Consider the following 17,670-nt stretch of genomic DNA (forward strand, 5'->3'; position numbering starts at 1 on the left):
ACTTTAAGAATAAACGCCTTTTTTATACTTTTTATTATTGATCATTGGTGAATAAATTCTTATATTCGCCATAACCTGCTTTATCTAGTTCAGCAACAGGGATAAATTTTAAGGCTGCCGAATTGATACAATAACGGAGACCGCCCGTTTCACTTGGCCCATCTGGGAAAACGTGACCTAAATGAGAATTAGCTTTTTTGCTGCGGACTTCTGTGCGATGCATAAAATGTGAAAAGTCATTTTTCTCAGAGACATTCTTTTCTTCGAGGGTTTGAGTAAATGAAGGCCAGCCGCAACCAGCATTGTATTTGTCTTGAGATGAAAATAGGGGCTCGCCACTGACAACATCTACATAGATACCGTCTTCATAAAAATCATCATATTTCCCAGAAAATGGCATTTCCGTTGCGGCATTTTGTGTCACATTATATTGTTCCTTACTTAATTTTGCTTTTAGATCATTTTTAGTTTCCATAAATGAACACTCCTTTAAACACAGAGCGTAAACAAGCGGAAAGGCTTGGCTTGTGAAGCTCGACTAATAACACAGAGCGGAGAAACTCGGGAGACAACGAGCATTATCGGACTTAGACCGTATAGAGCGGTCTTGGCACTATGAGGTCTAAGTTGGATAAGCGGAGTGGTCAGAGTTTCGCAGCTCGACTAAACACAGAGATAATCATGACGTCCAGAAGGCGAGCACTAGCTGAATTTCACGCTATAATGTGTCCTTCAGCATTGTAGTGTGGACGGAACTTCTTGCTTGCTGGAGCTCGACTATGAACACAGCGGAGAGAAGCAAGCTCTTCTGCCACACGCAAACTGACTAAAATCACAGTTATCTACGTACACACTTTTCTTGCAAAGCAAAGATCGATCGTGCGCAATCGATTCAGGTAGAATTATCATATATTCGTAAAAAAAATGCAAAGATATTGCCTATAGGTACTGCAACTATATACCAGTTGACATTTATATAGGTGTGTACTAGTGTAGTAGTACACTGTTTAGTTTTATTCGATGTTAGTGTAATAAATGAGTGTTGTAAGTTTTAATTGGTTTAGTTTTGTTTAACGAGGCTAAATGTATTTTAAGGCAAAATTATAGTTATAACTACTTATTTCACTGTAAAAAGGAGGGTGTCCGGTGAAGTTTACTGATGATATACCTATTTATCGTCAAATTGAACAGTATATTGCTGAAGAAATTATTAGCGGACATTTCCGATCGGGGCAGCAAGTTCCTTCTGTTCGTCAGTTAGCACTGCAATTTTCGGTCAATACTAATACAGTACAAAGAGCTTTAAGAGAGATGATCAATAAAAATATTCTTGAATCTCGACGAGGATTGGGTAATTTTGTAACTTCTGATCAAATTGTTATTGACGATCTTCGGCAAGAGATGATCAATAAGATCTTGCTGGTAATGTATAAACAACTACATGCTTTAAATATCAGTGATACTGAGATCAAAGAATGTTTGGATGATTTTCTGGAGAAAAGGAGAAGTGAAGATGAAAAACACGATCGAACTGAAAGATGTCTCTTATAAGCGAAACCAACGAGTGATTTTGTCAAATATTAATTTAGACATTGAAAAAGGGACAACAATTGGCCTACTTGGTGAAAACGGTGCTGGTAAGACTACGTTGATGCGCAGTATTGCTGGAGTTGCTAAGGGTGCTAGAGGCACGATCAAAATTAAAGGTCAAGCGGGTATAGTTGAACGCAAGGCACTTGTTAGTTACACGGATTCTTTGGAAGGATTCTCTAACGGAACCAAGATTGAAGACATTGTTGAGTTTTATTCGTTAGTCTACCAGGACTTTAGTGATAATAAGTACCGTGAACTCAGCGATTTCTTGGATTTTGGCAGCGACCAGCAAAAGTTGGGTGAATTATCCAAGGGGATGAAAGAAAAACTAGTTATTAGTTTGACGTTAGCACGCCAAGCGTCCGTTTATTTATTAGACGAGCCATTTGAAGGTATAGACAGTATGACCCGTAAGAAAATTGTTAATAGTTTGATCCAATGGAAATCGCCTGAAGCCATGATGGTTATCAGTGATCATTATATTTCAGAGATTTCTGGTCTATTAGACGAGATAGCGATCATTAAGGATGATAAATTGATTGCCCATGAGAAGGCAGAAACGATCAGGGAACAAGGGAATAGTATAGAAGATTATTACGAAGGTTTATATGAAAAGGGAGGTACAGACTAATGACAAGCTTAAGAAAAATGAGTAGAGTTTTGCTCACAGATAAGATCAAGACTGTTGGGTGGATAATTGCGCTGTATCTTGCGGCTATACTGGTTTCATTACTTCCTGATGTTTTCAACGGGAATTTATTTTCTAAACAATGGAGCTCTCTGTTGTTACAACATTCGATGACATGGGCAGGACTTGCGACCTTGCTTGCTTTTATCTTTTTGACTTGGACAAGTGAGAAGGTTTATACGTCAAATAGATACCGGTTGATCCCGATCAGCGATACTAAGCTGTATTTAAGCAATTTTTTAAGTTCATTAGTTGCTTTTATCTTAGTGTCTCTAGTTGAATTCATTTTTATCTTGATTTATTATTTGTTCAACATGAAACAGATCAGTATGATGTTAAGAACTAGTTTTGCTGGTGTAGAGTCTCGTTTATGGCTCTTTTTATTGGCGCTGGTTTTAGTTTCACTTGCAGGGATCTTGTTTTGGTGGGCTATGATCAGTTTGATCCACCTATTAACTACAGCAATTTCCCGTGCCTTGCCGGCAAACCATCAGACATTATATAAAATTATAATTTATATCGTCTTGATCTATATTGCAATTTGGATGTTTGGTAAACTTCAAGGTTGGCTTTCTCAACTTGCCTATCTACAATATATGCTATATTCTTCAAGTGTATATACTGGCCCGATGTGGACGGCCTTGATAATGTTCTTATTGGCAGTTGTGATCTCAATATTCAATGTTTTATTAATCAATAAACAAGTTGAAAGTAAACAATAAAATTAAAACAAAGTCATTATCTGAAATGAATGATGGCTTTTTTGGGAGATTTAATAACAGTAAGCAGCCTTGGCAATGACCGTGGCTGCTTTTTTTCTTTCAAAGCTGTGAACTTTCGGGTAAAATTAACTTGTTATAAAAGCATACACGATAAAAAATGGACGTGGTCTGTAGAAAATCAATGCCATGTGTTGGCAGAGTGATGTGTATCTTCATGATAGTCGAATGGATTTTTTGTCATGTGTGATCTGAGTAAAAACGGAGGAATAAGGATGGGAAATGAACGGAAAACCGTTAATGGAAAAAGAAGGTTAGGTACGGGCTGGATCGTAACGATCATCCTGGTGGTCTTATTACTTGTATTTGGTGGAAGCTATATTCATTATTCAAATAGCTTAAATAGTGCTAAGCAGGATTATCAGCAACAACAAGGAGACTTACAAAGTGCCCTTCAGCGACGTTACGACCTCGTTCCTAATTTAGTTAACAGTGTTAAAGGTTCAATGGGTCAGGAAAGAAAAGTTTTTGGAGATATTGCTCAAGCACGTAAAGATTACAGCAGTGCCGCAAAGTCAGGTAACACGAAAGATCAAGCAAACGCCAGTGCTCAACTTTCGGCTACTACTGCAAATTTGCTCAATGTGATCAATGAGCGCTATCCTAAACTCACCTCCAATGGTAATGTTAGGCGACTAATGGACCAATTAGAAGGTTCAGAAAACCGGATCAATTTAGCCCGGAGAAGGTATAATGGAGCCATAAAAACATATAATAATAAGGTAGTTCGTTTTCCTTCGTCGATGGTAGCTAACATGAAGAATATGAAGACTAAGTCATATTTTAGCGCAGATAAAAACGCGCAGAAGGCTCCAAAAGTCGACTTCGATAATTAAGCAGAGGTAAGGTATGAAAGGTAAACATAAGTTTATTCTTGTGATTTTTTTGGCTGTTATTTTAGGAGTGTTTTGGGAAAATAGCAAGATCCATGCTGAAGACCCGCAAAAAATACGGCCAGATGAACAACATGCAGTTTTGACTGACCGAGCTGACGTATTATCACAAAAAACCAAGGAATTAGTATTAAAGCAAGAAGACTATTACCAGTCAACAAAACCTAAACCACAAGTTGCTTTGGTAACGATCAGATCAAGTCAAGGTGAAGAATTAAATGATTATGTCAACGATATGTATTTAACGAACAAGTGGAATGTTGGCAATGCTAAACGGGATAATGGAGTACTGATACTATTTGCTGAAAATAAAGGAAAAAACAATGTTTTTATTTCAACTGGAGAGGGTGCTGAAACATACCTGACCGATGGACAAACTTCCGACATTTTGAATGATAATAAGTCACTGCTGAAAAGTAAAAAGCAAGCAGAAGTTGACCGTGGCCTGCAACAGACATTTCAAGCAGTCGTCAAAGTCACAAACGCACACTACAAATTAAAAGACCAATTTGGTTCGAAAGATTACCAAAAAGATCAAGGCAGCTCTGATGATAAGTTTGGTTATGCCATTATAGCCATAGTAGTTATCGGCTTTTTTATTTATCTGATCGGCGGTTCTGGCGGTGGTCGTGGTGGCGGTGGCAAAAGGCGTGCTATCAGACGTGGCCTTTATATAGGGGGCTTCGGTGGCGGTTCTTTTGGTCATGGTTCATCATCCGGTGGCTTTGGCGGCGGTTTTGGCGGTGGTTCATCCAGCGGTGGTGGTTCTGGGATCTAACTTTGAATAATAGTTTCCGGAAAGTGGTACACTTATAATATTGATAGAATAGACTAGAGGAGTGTTAGTCAGTGGTTTTAACGAATCAAACGCCCGAAAAAGAAGTAGAAGACCTATTTGATAGGATCTCAAATAAATATGATTCTATGAATAACGTGATCACTTTGGGTATGCACAAACGTTGGCGTCAAGAAACAATGAAGACCTTACATGTTCAGCCAGGAGCAGTGGTGTTGGATCTTTGCTGCGGAACTGGCGATTGGACTTTAGATCTTGCTCAAAGCGTTGGCACGAGTGGACATGTTTATGCGTTGGATTTTAGTGTAGATATGCTAAAAATCGCGGAAAGAAAAATTGAGGCTGCTGGTATGGAGAGTCGTGTGACTTTAGTCCAGGGCGATGCAATGAATTTGCCGTTTGATAATGAGATCTTTAGTTGTGTTACTATCGGATTTGGTCTACGCAACGTTCCTGATGCTAAAAAAGTGTTACAAGAAATGCAGAGGGTAACTCGGCGTGAAGGGGTAGTAGCTTGCCTGGAAACTTCACAGCCTGAAAACCCGACGATCCACAAGTTGTGGGGGGTGTATTTTAAAATAGTTCCTGTAATGGCTAAGATGGTTACCGATCATTATGATGATTACAATTATCTGCAACAAACCAGCAAGAATTTTTTGCCCGCACGACAACTGTTGCACTTGTTCAATGAAGTTGGCTTACAGCCAGCATCATACAGGATGTTTTTCTTTGGGGCAGCGGCATTGCATATTGGTTTTAAGAGGTGATCAAGAACCTATAGTGAGAAGCTGATTTTGGCCAAAAAAATATTACATGTCTTTTTTAAAAAGTTAGATATTTTTGTTATAATCAAATATGAAAGCATGAGAATTGAATGCTGATGTTCCATAAATTCAGGGAGGTAATATGTAATGAAGATAGTTAACGTATCATTCACAGTTAGACCAGGTTGGCAACCATATTATGAACATTTTATTTCGGAAATGGTCGCTCGTTCACGCAAAGAGAGTGGTAATGTTTCTTATGACCACTATAAAAAAATGGACGTTGGTAATGAGTATGAAATAATTGAGCATTGGGCTGACGACGAGGCTTTGCAAGCTCATAAAGATAGTGCTAGTTATAAAGAGTTTTGGCGCGGTATCGGACACTACGTTAAAGACGAACCAACAGTTACTGTTTTGGACCATTAGATCGATGTGTGAGACGTTTCTATTTTTGAAACGTCTTTTCTTTTTCAAAATGTTGAAGAACGACAACAAAATTGGTAAAACATTTCCTGGAGGAAAATAGTATGGAAAAAACGGATTATTATATTGTTAGTACTCGTAACGGCAAAGTCAAAAGAGTTTTTGAAGCAACCAAAGCTAATTTAAAAAAAGCGCAACAAATGCTCAAGGGGATCAATGAGCATCTAGCAAGTGGGACGATCGTTATGACAAGAGATGATATTGATCCTAACGGTGCTGGTTTTTTGATCCTGATCAATGGCCAACTCAAAGACAAAGTGGTCGACTTTGATGAAGCTCAGGAAAATGCACACACCTATCAGGCGGCTTTAGATTCACTCGACGCCTCTAGTAGTGTGCAAATCGTCCAAATCAAACGTAACAGTCCTGGAAGAAAACCTGTTCGTTTGCCGTTTGAAGGTTTAGATGAATTGACATTAAAGAGATTCCATATGAACCATAAAAAGCAGCAAAATTGTGAATACTGCCATCCAACTTATCCTGCCCAACCGTATCAGGACTTTAATTTTTGTCCACATTGCGGGCGTTATTTGCACTAATTTCGAATACAAGTAAGGGGTGTAGGTATGACGAATTGGAAACGATGGTATAAGGTATTATTTTTGTTTATTTTATTTCATATTATTTATTTTGGGGGACAGTATTTAGTTGGACTTCCCGCCGCACAAGGCGATAGTACTTGGCAAGGGATATTACAGGTCGTGGTCGTTTTTGCTATGCTATTATTTTTCTTTGGCAGCTACGCTTGGTATGTAGAACATAAGGTAAAGCTGGCGTCACACTATCAGGCCCTAGTTCATATTGGGCATATGATTTCTTCAGTCAGTACAGGATTGTTATTGATAGTATTGTTAAATATGGTACTGCAAGTTATCCTTCAGCTATTGGGTATCGTTCCTGAAACGGCTCAAAATCAGGCAGGGATCAACCGAATGCTTGAACTAAATACGATGAGTAAGTTTGTTACTTTGTTTTTGGCAGTTATCGTAGCTCCAATTTGCGAGGAGACTATATATCGCCTCTTGTTGATAGGACCAATTAAGACTAAGCAAGTTAAACCAACTACAAGTCATCGTAAAAGATTGGCTGCCCTAAGTTGGATATTATTTATTTTGGCGCATATGGGGCAACAGCTTTATGGAGTAATAGCGGCTCCTTCTTGGAATGGAATGGTTGCTGCTATAACGGCGAGTTTAACGTATGGGATTTTATCTTTTGTGCTTGTTTGTGAATATTATTTGCATGGAAGTTTAGCACGTTCGATAGCGATCCATATGAGCTGGAATGCGATAGCTGCTGGTACATTATTCTTTAATTAAAAATCGTAAATGGATTTGACTTACAAGGATACTTGCGGCCTGTGTTACAATGTTAGTTGTTAACTTTTCGTAAGTGTGAATTTTAAAAACAATTATTTAGATAAGGAGTGTTTTGATGGGTCAGAGTGATTCAAATCACGTCCTTGATCAAAATGGCAAGCCCTATAACCGACTGGCGTTAGTGTTTACGATGTTGATCGGGACATTTAGTACTTTTATAACTTCTACCATGTTGACAACGGCGTTTCCGTCATTGATGGCGTCTTTTAATATTTCTGCTAACACGGTTCAGTGGTTAACTACTGGTTTTATGCTGGTCATGGGGATCACCATGCCAATTACTGGTTTTTTTATTAAACGTTTCGACTCACGAAAGTTATATTTGACCGCAGTTGCGCTTTTCTTAACAGGTACGATCATTTGTTTTTTCGCGCAGTCGTTTGCTGTTATTTTAGTTGGACGTTTAGTTCAGGCTACTGGAGTAGGTATCACAGCTCCAGTTTATCAAACGATCATGGCCTCGATATATCCGCCAAATAAACGTGGATCTGCGATGGGCATGGCGGGATTAGTGATCGGGTTAGCACCAGCGATTGGCCCAACTTTTTCCGGCTGGCTTTTACTGCATTATTCTTGGAGAATGTTGTTTCTTTCCATCATGCCGATCTCGATCATTGTGTTAGTGATGGGCTATTTTACTTTGAGAAAGGTTTTGCCGACTGAAAAGGCACCAGTTGATTGGAATTCCGTTTTAATGTCAGTTATCGGTTTCGGTTCGATGTTGTTTGGTTTCTCGTCAGTTGGTAATTACAGCTGGGGTGACCCAGTGGTTTACGTAACTTTGATAATTGGGGCAATTTTTGTGGCTTTCTTTGTTTGGCGGTCGCTAAAAATCAAGAACCCACTATTGGAGTTTAAAGTTTTCCAACATTCAGATTATACTCTTTCTGTTATTTTAGTAGCTGTGGCTTTTATGTCAATGAATGGTTTTACATTGATCTTGCCATTATATTTGCAAACTATCAGAGGAGAGTCGCCTTTAGTTTCAGGTTTAACGTTATTGCCTGGTGCAATTGTGATCGGTCTGATGAACCCTGTTACTGGCCGGATCTTTGACCAAATGGGCGGCCGCAATATGGCGATCACCGGTATGTTCTTATTGACAGTAACAACAGCCACCTTTATCCCTGTAACTGATAAAACACCTGTCTCATATTTGGTAGTGTTTTATATGGTGCGGATGTTTGGGATATCGATGGTCACAATGCCAACAACGACAACGGGTATCAATGCTTTGCCGCTTAACCTGATCGGTTCGGGGACCGTGGTCAATAATACGATCCGCCAGGTCTTTGCCTCAATGGGGACAGCTATTTTAGTTTCAGTGATGTCAAACGTCACTTTAAATAATTCACCAGCACATACAATGATGGCACAGACACCTATTTTATTTAAGAAGTTGTCACTACAAGCCAATATTGTGGGCTTTAGATATGCTTTTGTGATCTCTACATCTTTTGCTTTGATCGGTTTTATACTGGCATTCTTCTTGAAATCTGATAAGGAGGCGCTTTAAATGGGGATCGCATTACTTTTTATCAGTGTTTTGTTGTTTGCTTGTTCTATGATTTTTATTCAAAGTGGATTAGTCAAACATTTGTGGGTTGCAGGCAGTGTGATTTTATTAGTTGTAGTATCGGTAATATTGATTTTAAATGATACAGAGCATTTTGGCATGAAGCAAGTTGATGAATCGCAAGAACAAAGTTTGTTGTCGAGTAGTAAAAATTCCAAGTCAAAGAAATTATTTTATAAAAATTTAGGGAATGGCAAAGAAAAAATATATTACTATCGGACAAGTGACAATGATCCTGCCAAATTAAAGAAAACTGATCCAATGACGACCCAAGTTCGTGTTAAACGAAGCTCATCTAATAAATTAAAGGTAGTTAAAAAGTATTGGGTATACACAAATGACTTCGCGAAGCTTTTTTTTGCCGGCGGACAACCAAATCATCAGTTTATCGAACAGCATTTTACATTTCAAGTTGACGAAAACTGGAAAATATTACAACGTAAATAAAAATGTGTAATGTAGTGCTCATTTGAAAGAGAGACGAAATTTTCGTCTCTTTTTTGTTTACCTTGAACGTACTTCTAACCGCTATGGCGTTTGCGATCGTAACTTTTGCCGATTTCTAATCGCAAATGCTGGAGTAAGTCCGCCAAAGTAGCACCGACAAATGCAAATACTAGAGCAGGTCAAACAAAGTAGTAGCTGTAAATAAAATACTATCGTCTAGAGGGTCTAGGTCGCGTAGAATAGGTGAAAAAGTGTACAATATTAGTAGTAACAGCTGTGAAAGGGGCACATATGATGGTAGGAACTTATTTTGGGATCCATAATCATACAGCAATGGGATCCAATAACCGATTTTTAGATTCGATCAATGAAGTGGGCGAAATTATTGAAGCTGCTCATGACAAAGGGCTAGCGGGGATCTCTTTGAGTGATCATCAGTCTCTAAGCAGCCACGTTCAGGCGGAAAAATATTTAGCTGCACATCAAGATAAATTAGGTAATTTTAAGGTAGCTTATGGCGATGAAATTTATTTGGTCGACCGGCAAGCGGTTGATCAGGCTAGAGAGAATAAGGCAACAGTTCCTTTTTATCATTTTTTATTGACTGCAAAAAATGAACATGGATATCAATTTTTAAGAAGGCTAACGACCCAAGCGTGGAAAGATAGTTTTTTTGCAAAAGGAATGCGACGTTTGCCAACCTATTGGGATTGGTTAGAAGCCAATCTCCCCGATTATCGTGGAGATATTATCGCCTCGACGGCTTGCTTAGGTTCGGAACTATCTCAAACTATCCTGAATGGGAGCAAAGGCCAGGTTCAAGCACTAGTGAAAAGACTTAGTGATCTATTTGGAGTGGAAAACTTATATTTTGAGATCATGCCTGCTAAAACACCCGAACAAATTACCGTTAACCAGGCTTTGGTCAAACTTTCCACACAAACGCAGATCAAGTATTTGATCTCAACAGATGCGCATTATGTCGATCTGCGTGATCAAAATAGTCATGAAACATTTTTGAAATCAGAAAATCGGGAACGTGACGTCAAAGATTTTTATTCGTATGCTTATTTGTTTTCATTAGAAGATTTAAAAAAGTATTTGCCGGAAGATGTGATCAATGTTGGAACTGCTAATTCCTTAGAGTTGTTGGCCGAGATAGACACATACAGTTTAAAACATACTCAAGAGATCCCAGCTACTCTTCTACCGGATTTTCAGACTGTTGCTCTTGATGAATTCGGTGTGAATGTTGAGCAATACCCGGCAATCAAATATTTTGCTGATTCTGATGATGCTGCTGACCAGTATTTTTTGCGTTTGTTAGTGGATGCATTGCAGGCAAAAAATCAGCCGCGAGACGAAGTTCATTTACGAAGGATCGACGAAGAATTAAATGCTATTAAGGCAGTCAGTGAATATTTAGGTGCGCCATTATCGCAATATTTCTTGACCATGCGTCGCTTGCTGCAAATCGTGTGGGATACGGGCTCGTTAGTCGGTCCGGGTAGGGGCTCCGTTGGATGTTTTTATACTGCTTATCTGCTCGACATCACTCAAGTTGACCCGATCAAATATGAACTTCCTTACTGGCGTTTCTTATCTGCTGAACGTTCAAATGATCTCCCCGATGTTGACACGGATACTGAAGGAGCAAAACGGGCCGATATTATTGAGGCTTTTAAAAACTACTTTGGTAATGATCATGTTTTGAACTTCTGTACTTTTAATACTCAAGCCCCAGCTTCTACTGTGCTGACTGCTTGTCGGGGATTAGGAGTTGATCTGCGTGAATCACGCAATATCGTAAATCTATTGCCAAAAGAACGCATGGTAGCTTGGCCGATCAAGGATGCCATATATGGCAATAAAGAAAAAGGTCGTCATCCAGCTCAGGACTTCATTATGGCAATTGAAAAAGTTCCTCATTTAAAGGAAACAATGTTGCAGATCGAAGGTTCGGTGCGAGGAATATCTCAACACGCTTCCGGTGTGCTGATCACAAATGAACCTTATACAGAGCATAATGCCATGATGAAGACGCAGTCGGGGTTAGAAATTACGCAGTATGATGCGGATGATAGCGCTTATCAAGGCGGATTGAAGTATGATATCTTGACTTTGAATGCTCTCGACCGGATCCATGAAGCAATGCGGTTATTGTTACGTGATCATAAGATCGAATGGCAAGGTGATCTGAAATCGACCTATGACAAATATTTTGCGGTGGATAAGTTAGAAATGGATGCTCCCGAGATGTATGACATGTTGTTTAACGGTGATGTGATCAATGCCTTCGAATTTAGCAGTTTAACGGGAAGAAGAACTTTATTAAAAATGAATGCTCGTTCTTTTGATCAACTTGTTGCTGCTAACGCACTTATGCGCCTGACAGTTGCCGAAGGAGAACAGCCGCTCGACCGTTATTTGCGTTACCGTGATGACATTTCTCAATGGGACGCAGACATGCAAGCATACGGTTTGCAGCCGGATGAGAGCGACCTGATGAAACGGCACTTACAGAAATTTTATGAGGTTTGTTATTCTCAAGAAACACTGATGGCTTTAACGATGGACCCGAAGATCACAGGCTTTTCTTTGTTAGAAGCCAACCGTTTGCGCAAATCAATAGCTAAGAAAAACCAAGAACTTTACCAACAAGAAAAGGAACATTTTTATGCAAAAGGTCATGAACTAGGGACCTCAGAGGCTTTATTGAAGTATGTGTGGGATACGTGCGCAGAGCCGGCCAAATATTACAGCTTTAATTTGGCCCACGGGACTACCTATACTTTGGTATTGATGGTCGAAATGAACATTGCATATCGTTTTGGGACCGTTTATTGGAAAACGGCTTGTCTGTCTGTTAATAGTGGGATATATGGTGATGTCTTTACAGGCGCAGACTACGCTAAGGTCAGTCGTGCGATCGGTCAAATACCTGGGACAGTTATGAATCCTGATATCAACCGTTCAGATTACGGATTCTTGCCAAATGGAGAAAATGGCAAGATTTTATTTGGACTTTACCCAATAGTCGGTATTGGTAAAGACGATACCCAAACCATCATTGAAAATAGACCCTACGGTTCGCTTGACGAATTTTTAAAGAAGACAGACATGACCGCTAAAAAGACCGTAATTTTAATAAAAGCCGGTTGCTTTGATAGCTTGAATGAAAATCGGCGTAAGGTCATGGAAGAGTTAGTCAGAAAAGTCACTCCGCAAAAGAAAAAGCTGACGACAGTTCAGATTCCTAAAATTGCAGAAAATATTCCTGAAAAATATAAAGAAGAAGTCGATCTGGTATTCTTTCGCAATAAAATAACTGGCAGAAACAAGGTGCCAATGAATGAAGTGTTGCAACAACAATTTTTCGATAAATATGCAAAAAATTATTCTGCCGATTCGACTGATGGCTGGCAAATGAACGATGGCAGATTGAAGATCGATGTTAAACAGTTCGATAAGTGGTATAACAAGCAGATCAAAGATTTAAAAGCTTGGTTAAAAACGACGGAAGCAACCGAAATAGAATCGCGACAGAATATGCGTGAGTTTTGGAAGGAAAATTGCTTAGGAAATGATGCTTCATGGGAAATGGAGGCTTTATCATTTTATGTTAAACGTCATGAGCTAGACTACACTACTATCCCGGAGTTATATCATGCGGTAGATTTTACTCAATTAAGTGATGAACCAAAAACTATTGGTTGGGCGAGTGGCAAGGGCAGTCCGCGGCCTGAGTATCAACGTAATGTGATCGCAGGGACTGTGATAGATAAAGATCCGCGTAAAAATATGATTTTTCTTTTGACAAGGACAGGGATCGTTAACGTTCGGTTAGGCAAATATAATTATCGGAAGTATGACAAACGAACAAAAGAGAGTCCGTCTTGGTTTGAGCGTGGGTCCAAGCTGTTGGTAGTTGGATACAGAAGAAATGGTGACTATTATGCAAGTGCAACCAAAAGTAAGTATAAGGCTCCATTAATGAAGATCCAAGGCTATGGTGAAAAAGCCCGGGTCAAGGAAAAATAGTGAACGAAAGTTAAATATGCAAGAATTTACAAAGGGATATCATAGGAAGATGGTGTAAGCATGGATATTATTAAACCAGCCAGATTAAAGCGGGGTGATGAAATCAGAATAGTGGCACCGAGTGATTCCTTGCAAAGAGTTGGCGGCATGGAGGCTAATTTGGCTGCCAAAGAAAAATTAGAAAATTGGGGCTATCGTGTCAGCTTTGGAGATAATGTTGACGAGATGGATATACAGGGTTCCTCCAGTATTACAGCGCGCGTTGCGGACCTGCACCAAGCATTTGCTGACGATAATGTTAAGGCGGTCCTTTCCGTGATTGGAGGGCAGACTTCAAACGAATTGTTGCCATACATTGATTATGATCTGATCGCCAAATATCCTAAAATTATTTGCGGTTTTTCAGATTTTACAGCGCTTTGTAATGCGATCACAGCTAAGACAGGTCTAGTGACTTATTATGGTCCAGCATATGCTACATTAAAAATGGGCGGAAAACAAGGAGCTTATCAGGATAACTATTGGCGTCAAGTCCTTACTCATAGTGGTAGGATCGAACTGCAGGCATCTGAAACATGGTCGAGTGATGCTTGGTTTGATGATTCTATTGAGCACGAATATCGTCCTAATGAGTGGCAAATTTATAATTCAGGAATTACTGAAGGAATAACTGTTGGCGGGAACTTGAATACTTTGTATTTATTACAAGGTACTGCTTATCAGCCAGTTTTGGATGATCGAATAATACTAGCTGAATTTTCGGAAGAAGGTCATTGGACCGAATTTTCGCGTGATTTGGCGTCACTGCTTCAGGTAGCTTCTCATCCACGTGCTTTAGCTTTAGGAAGATTTCCTAAAGAATCTGAGATGACCCAAGCTCGTCTTTTTTATATTTTGGATAAGTTTCCAGAGTTAAAAAAAATCCCAGTTTTGTATGATGTGAATATTGGTCATACTCAACCGATCATGACCATACCGATCGGTGCAGAAGTTAAAGTGGATACTGACAAGAAAGCGATCACGATTGTTTAAGATAGACATAAAATAAGACATACAGTAAAAGAACATGTTTTTCCTTGCGATAAGTAAAAGGGAGACATGTTTTTTTTTATTGTTTTGCTAAGTTAAAAGTTGAACAAAACGCTAATGAAGTAAGTATTCATTGTGTGAACGGTTGCTAAATAAGAAAATTTAGACATATGTCTTATTTTGGAACAAATAAATAAAAATAACTCTATGTTCTCTTTCCTGAATAATTATAATAGAAAGCACCGTTTCAATTATATAAGCATACATGCTCTAAATATTGGTTTATTTCAAGCGCGTGCTTTAATTGGTCGAACAAATTTTAGAATGGAGGAAGTAGAAGAGTTATGTCTAAGATATTTGGAAAAATAAGTTCTAATGTTCATGATCATGCTAAATGGTGGATCGGAATAATTTTAGCGATGACTGTTATATTGGCCTTTGGTTTACCCAACTTAAAGATGAAAATGGGCAATGATGTGTTCGTTAGCAGTAATTCTGCGATCAGCAAGGATTCTAATAAATATATGCATCATTTTGGCGGAGATTCATATTATGTTATGCGGTCTGGTAAACAATCTGACATTTTGTCGCATAAAAATATGCAAGAATTATATAAGTTTGATAGAAAAATTGAGGAAGTTGATAATGTCCGTGGAACGACCGACCTGGTGACGGTTTTAAATCAAGAGTTAGCAAGCGCTGGTAAGGGTAATTCAGACAACTTGTCTGGTCAATTTAATATGAATGATTCAAAATTACAAAAAGATTTGATGAATTCATTATCGGATAGACAAAAAACTAAGTTACAAAATCAGATCCAAAATAGTCTGACAGATCAACAAAAACAACAGGTGCAAAAATATGCATCTAGCCAATTGAGTAGAGATCAGCAAAAACAGTTACAAAGTAAGATCCAGTCCAGTTTGTCGGGGCATCAAAAGCAGCAGGAGCAAAACTACGTTGTCAAAAACGTTTTAAACGATCAGCAGAAACAACAGATGGCTCAAGCACAACGAACAGGTGTGGCTGATCCTGGAGAATTGCAACAAATGATGCAAAGTTTTTTGAACCACCAACAACAAGTCCAGGTTCAAAAATATACTCAATCAATTTTGACGCAACAGCAGCAAGGTATGGTGCAAGGAGCATTAAATAAGCGTCAACAAGAAAAATTGCAGAAATATACCTTGGGATCATTGAATGAGCAACAAAAACAGGCAATGGTCAAAACAGTAGTACCTATGCTGCCTCAGGTTCAAAATATGTCGACTGCATTATTACATGATATTTTCTTGAGTGATAATGGCAAGGTCCCTGGTCAAATGAAACAAATGCTACCTAAGAATGGCAAGATGAACTTAGTTTTGATCAACACAAGTGAGAAAGCTTCTAATATGGATACAGATGTTCAGCTGAACCATGATATCAATAAAATTATCAAAAACGCTGATTTTGGTCCTGGTGTCAAAGTTAAGTTGGCTGGACAGCCCGGGATACTAGGACAGATCCGGACGGAAGTTTTGAATAGTATGTTGACAATGTTTGCAATTGCTATCGTGATCATGGTCATTGTTTTGGCTTTAATTTTCCAGGTTCGTCGTCGTTTATTAGCACTACTGTTTGTTGTACCAAGTTTGATTTGGACCTTTGGTTTGATGGGCTGGTTCAACTTACCGATCACTTTAGCCACCATGGCAACTTTACCGATCATCATCGGCTTAGGTACTGATTTCGGGGTCCAGTTCCATAATCGTTACGAAGAAGAATTTAGAAAACGCAAAAATGCAAAAGAGGCTGCTAAAGAGTCGATCAAGAAAATGGGTCCTGCAGTTGGTGTGGCTTTAGTTGTAATGACGTTTAGTTTTCTAACACTTTTCTTATCTAAAGCTCCGTTGATGCAACAATTTGGGTTAACTTTGGCTATGGGTGTTATCAGTAGTTACATTGTTGAGTTTAGTCTGATGTTTGGAAGTTTAAGTCTTTTAGACTCCGACAAGCGTAAAAAGTATCAGACTAAAAAAGAACAGCATGTTAAATTTAAACAACCAAGTATGTTGGCTAAAGTTTTAGCAAGATATGCCAACTTTGTTACGCGTCATGCGGGGATCGTTATGGCTGTTGGCGTAATTTTGGGAGTTTTTGGATTTTCAGTAGAGAAAAATATTGATGTCGAAACTGATATCACTAAATTTATTCCACAAGATATGTCCGTTTTGAAAAACACTAAGTCTTTGCAAAATAATATTGGGTCGACTACCTATATTACCTATCTCGTAGATGCAGGTAATTCTGATGTTCGTTCACAAGAAAATATGCAGACGCTGAATAAGTTAGGTAAGAAAGTTAATGATAAATATTCTGGTGTAACTGATGTCCAAAGCATCTCTACTCAGTATAAGACAGCTGGCGGTAAATTTGATGCTAGTCAAGCGGATATCAATAAGCAGATCAAATTATTGCCATCTGCTTTAACAAGTACCATGATCAGTGGAGATCACCACTATGCTACGATGCAATTTAAAGTTAAAAAGGGTACTTCTTCGGCAGATCAGTTGACGATGATGAACAAAATAACTAAGACACTGAGGAAAGATAATAGTCATTTGAAGATCGCTCCGGCTGGCGCTCAGTCAATGATGTTGGTAGCTATTGATAATATCTCAGCTAACCATACACTGATCGAACTAGTTGGTTTAGCGGTGATTTTCTTGATTTTATTCTTGATTTACAGAAATTGGCGTGTTGCGTTGTATCCAATAGTCCCGATATTGATCGTACTTGGTATATCACCACTGACTTTGTGGGCAATAGGTACTCCGTATAATCCATTAACTATTACACTGAGTGCTTTAGTTCTTGGGATCGGGACGGAATTTACGATTTTGATATTAGAAAGATACCGAGAAGAATTTGAAAAGAGTCATAATACCAGGAAGTCTATCGTGCAATCAGTCTCATCTGTTGGTTCTGCGATCACTGTTTCTGGTTTGACAGTTGTTGGAGGTTTCACGGCGATCATGTTCTCAAGTTTTCCTATATTGCGGCAATTTGGATTGATCACGGTACTTGATACTGCTTATGCTTTGATCAGTGCTTTGACCATTTTACCAGCATTTATCTATTTGCTCAGAAATCGCAAAGAAGAAAAACAAAATAAAGACACAGCCGATAAATAAGTGCTGCGAGCTTAATAATGCAA

General features: G+C 38.8%; 15 protein-coding genes. 14 read left to right on the forward strand and 1 reads right to left on the reverse strand.

The annotated features are described in order from the left end of the window. Positions 1-34: 34 nt before the first annotated feature. Positions 35-475, reverse strand: coding sequence for a peptide-methionine (R)-S-oxide reductase MsrB (msrB, locus tag AC3XNE_RS05975; RefSeq protein ID WP_489831199.1), 441 nt, complete (start codon positions 473-475; stop codon positions 35-37). 671 nt (positions 476-1,146) lie between these two features. On the opposite strand from msrB, the gene AC3XNE_RS05980 reads away from it, so the two are divergent. The 14 genes from AC3XNE_RS05980 (at position 1,147) to AC3XNE_RS06045 (ending at position 17,647) form a co-directional block, all read left to right on the forward strand. After that, positions 1,147-1,551 (forward strand): GntR family transcriptional regulator, encoded by a 405-nt coding sequence (locus tag AC3XNE_RS05980; protein ID WP_489831200.1) that lies wholly within the window; start codon positions 1,147-1,149, stop codon positions 1,549-1,551. After that, positions 1,514-2,224 carry an ATP-binding cassette domain-containing protein gene (locus AC3XNE_RS05985; protein ID WP_489831201.1) on the forward strand — a complete coding sequence of 237 codons (711 nt, stop codon included), beginning with the start codon at positions 1,514-1,516 and terminating at the stop codon, positions 2,222-2,224. Before AC3XNE_RS05980 ends, AC3XNE_RS05985 begins: the two co-directional genes overlap by 38 nt. Next, entirely contained in the window at positions 2,224-3,003 is a 780-nt protein-coding gene (locus tag AC3XNE_RS05990) for a hypothetical protein (RefSeq protein WP_489831202.1), read from the forward strand. The genes AC3XNE_RS05985 and AC3XNE_RS05990 overlap by 1 nt, the downstream gene beginning before the upstream one ends. A gap of 272 nt (positions 3,004-3,275) precedes the next feature. Then, positions 3,276-3,896, forward strand: a complete 621-nt coding sequence (locus AC3XNE_RS05995) for a LemA family protein (protein WP_489831204.1) — start codon at positions 3,276-3,278, stop codon at positions 3,894-3,896. A gap of 13 nt (positions 3,897-3,909) precedes the next feature. Next, positions 3,910-4,731 carry a TPM domain-containing protein gene (locus AC3XNE_RS06000; RefSeq protein WP_489831205.1) on the forward strand — a complete coding sequence of 274 codons (822 nt, stop codon included), beginning with the start codon at positions 3,910-3,912 and terminating at the stop codon, positions 4,729-4,731. 71 nt (positions 4,732-4,802) lie between these two features. Then, positions 4,803-5,516 (forward strand): demethylmenaquinone methyltransferase, encoded by a 714-nt coding sequence (locus AC3XNE_RS06005; protein WP_489831206.1) that lies wholly within the window; start codon positions 4,803-4,805, stop codon positions 5,514-5,516. A 144-nt stretch (positions 5,517-5,660) separates the two neighbouring features. Beyond that, on the forward strand, positions 5,661-5,942 hold the full coding sequence (locus AC3XNE_RS06010) for a putative quinol monooxygenase (RefSeq protein WP_489831207.1): 282 nt from the start codon (positions 5,661-5,663) through the stop codon (positions 5,940-5,942). Between the two features lie 101 nt (positions 5,943-6,043). After that, the gene (locus tag AC3XNE_RS06015; protein WP_489831208.1) at positions 6,044-6,538 is read left to right on the forward strand and encodes a hypothetical protein; all 495 of its coding nucleotides are present in this window, start codon (positions 6,044-6,046) and stop codon (positions 6,536-6,538) included. A 27-nt stretch (positions 6,539-6,565) separates the two neighbouring features. After that, positions 6,566-7,318: a CPBP family glutamic-type intramembrane protease gene (locus tag AC3XNE_RS06020; protein ID WP_489831209.1), complete on the forward strand. Its 753-nt coding sequence runs from the start codon at positions 6,566-6,568 to the stop codon at positions 7,316-7,318. A 115-nt stretch (positions 7,319-7,433) separates the two neighbouring features. Beyond that, positions 7,434-8,894, forward strand: a complete 1,461-nt coding sequence (locus AC3XNE_RS06025; protein WP_489831210.1) for an MDR family MFS transporter — start codon at positions 7,434-7,436, stop codon at positions 8,892-8,894. Further along, positions 8,895-9,401, forward strand: coding sequence for a DUF4811 domain-containing protein (locus AC3XNE_RS06030; protein ID WP_489831211.1), 507 nt, complete (start codon positions 8,895-8,897; stop codon positions 9,399-9,401). A gap of 291 nt (positions 9,402-9,692) precedes the next feature. Continuing rightward, positions 9,693-13,442 (forward strand): PHP domain-containing protein, encoded by a 3,750-nt coding sequence (locus AC3XNE_RS06035; RefSeq protein ID WP_489831212.1) that lies wholly within the window; start codon positions 9,693-9,695, stop codon positions 13,440-13,442. A 60-nt stretch (positions 13,443-13,502) separates the two neighbouring features. Then, complete coding sequence (locus tag AC3XNE_RS06040; RefSeq protein ID WP_489831213.1) at positions 13,503-14,474, forward strand: S66 family peptidase; 972 nt, start codon at positions 13,503-13,505, stop codon at positions 14,472-14,474. Between the two features lie 341 nt (positions 14,475-14,815). Then, complete coding sequence (locus AC3XNE_RS06045) at positions 14,816-17,647, forward strand: hydrophobe/amphiphile efflux-3 (HAE3) family transporter (protein ID WP_489831214.1); 2,832 nt, start codon at positions 14,816-14,818, stop codon at positions 17,645-17,647. Positions 17,648-17,670 lie beyond the last annotated feature (23 nt).

Source organism: Ligilactobacillus sp. JN-6 (Y).1 (genome assembly GCF_058111525.1).

Coding starts and splice junctions, on each gene's coding strand:
- AC3XNE_RS06025 (WP_489831210.1), top strand. CDS start 7,434: ATGGGTCAGAGTGATTCAAATCACGTCCTTGATCAAAATGGCAAGCCC.
- AC3XNE_RS05985 (WP_489831201.1), top strand. CDS start 1,514: ATGAAAAACACGATCGAACTGAAAGATGTCTCTTATAAGCGAAACCAA.
- AC3XNE_RS05990 (WP_489831202.1), top strand. CDS start 2,224: ATGACAAGCTTAAGAAAAATGAGTAGAGTTTTGCTCACAGATAAGATC.
- AC3XNE_RS06035 (WP_489831212.1), top strand. CDS start 9,693: ATGATGGTAGGAACTTATTTTGGGATCCATAATCATACAGCAATGGGA.
- AC3XNE_RS06015 (WP_489831208.1), top strand. CDS start 6,044: ATGGAAAAAACGGATTATTATATTGTTAGTACTCGTAACGGCAAAGTC.
- msrB (WP_489831199.1), bottom strand. CDS start 475: ATGGAAACTAAAAATGATCTAAAAGCAAAATTAAGTAAGGAACAATAT.
- AC3XNE_RS05995 (WP_489831204.1), top strand. CDS start 3,276: ATGGGAAATGAACGGAAAACCGTTAATGGAAAAAGAAGGTTAGGTACG.
- AC3XNE_RS06000 (WP_489831205.1), top strand. CDS start 3,910: ATGAAAGGTAAACATAAGTTTATTCTTGTGATTTTTTTGGCTGTTATT.
- AC3XNE_RS06030 (WP_489831211.1), top strand. CDS start 8,895: ATGGGGATCGCATTACTTTTTATCAGTGTTTTGTTGTTTGCTTGTTCT.
- AC3XNE_RS06010 (WP_489831207.1), top strand. CDS start 5,661: ATGAAGATAGTTAACGTATCATTCACAGTTAGACCAGGTTGGCAACCA.
- AC3XNE_RS06040 (WP_489831213.1), top strand. CDS start 13,503: ATGGATATTATTAAACCAGCCAGATTAAAGCGGGGTGATGAAATCAGA.
- AC3XNE_RS06020 (WP_489831209.1), top strand. CDS start 6,566: ATGACGAATTGGAAACGATGGTATAAGGTATTATTTTTGTTTATTTTA.
- AC3XNE_RS06045 (WP_489831214.1), top strand. CDS start 14,816: ATGTCTAAGATATTTGGAAAAATAAGTTCTAATGTTCATGATCATGCT.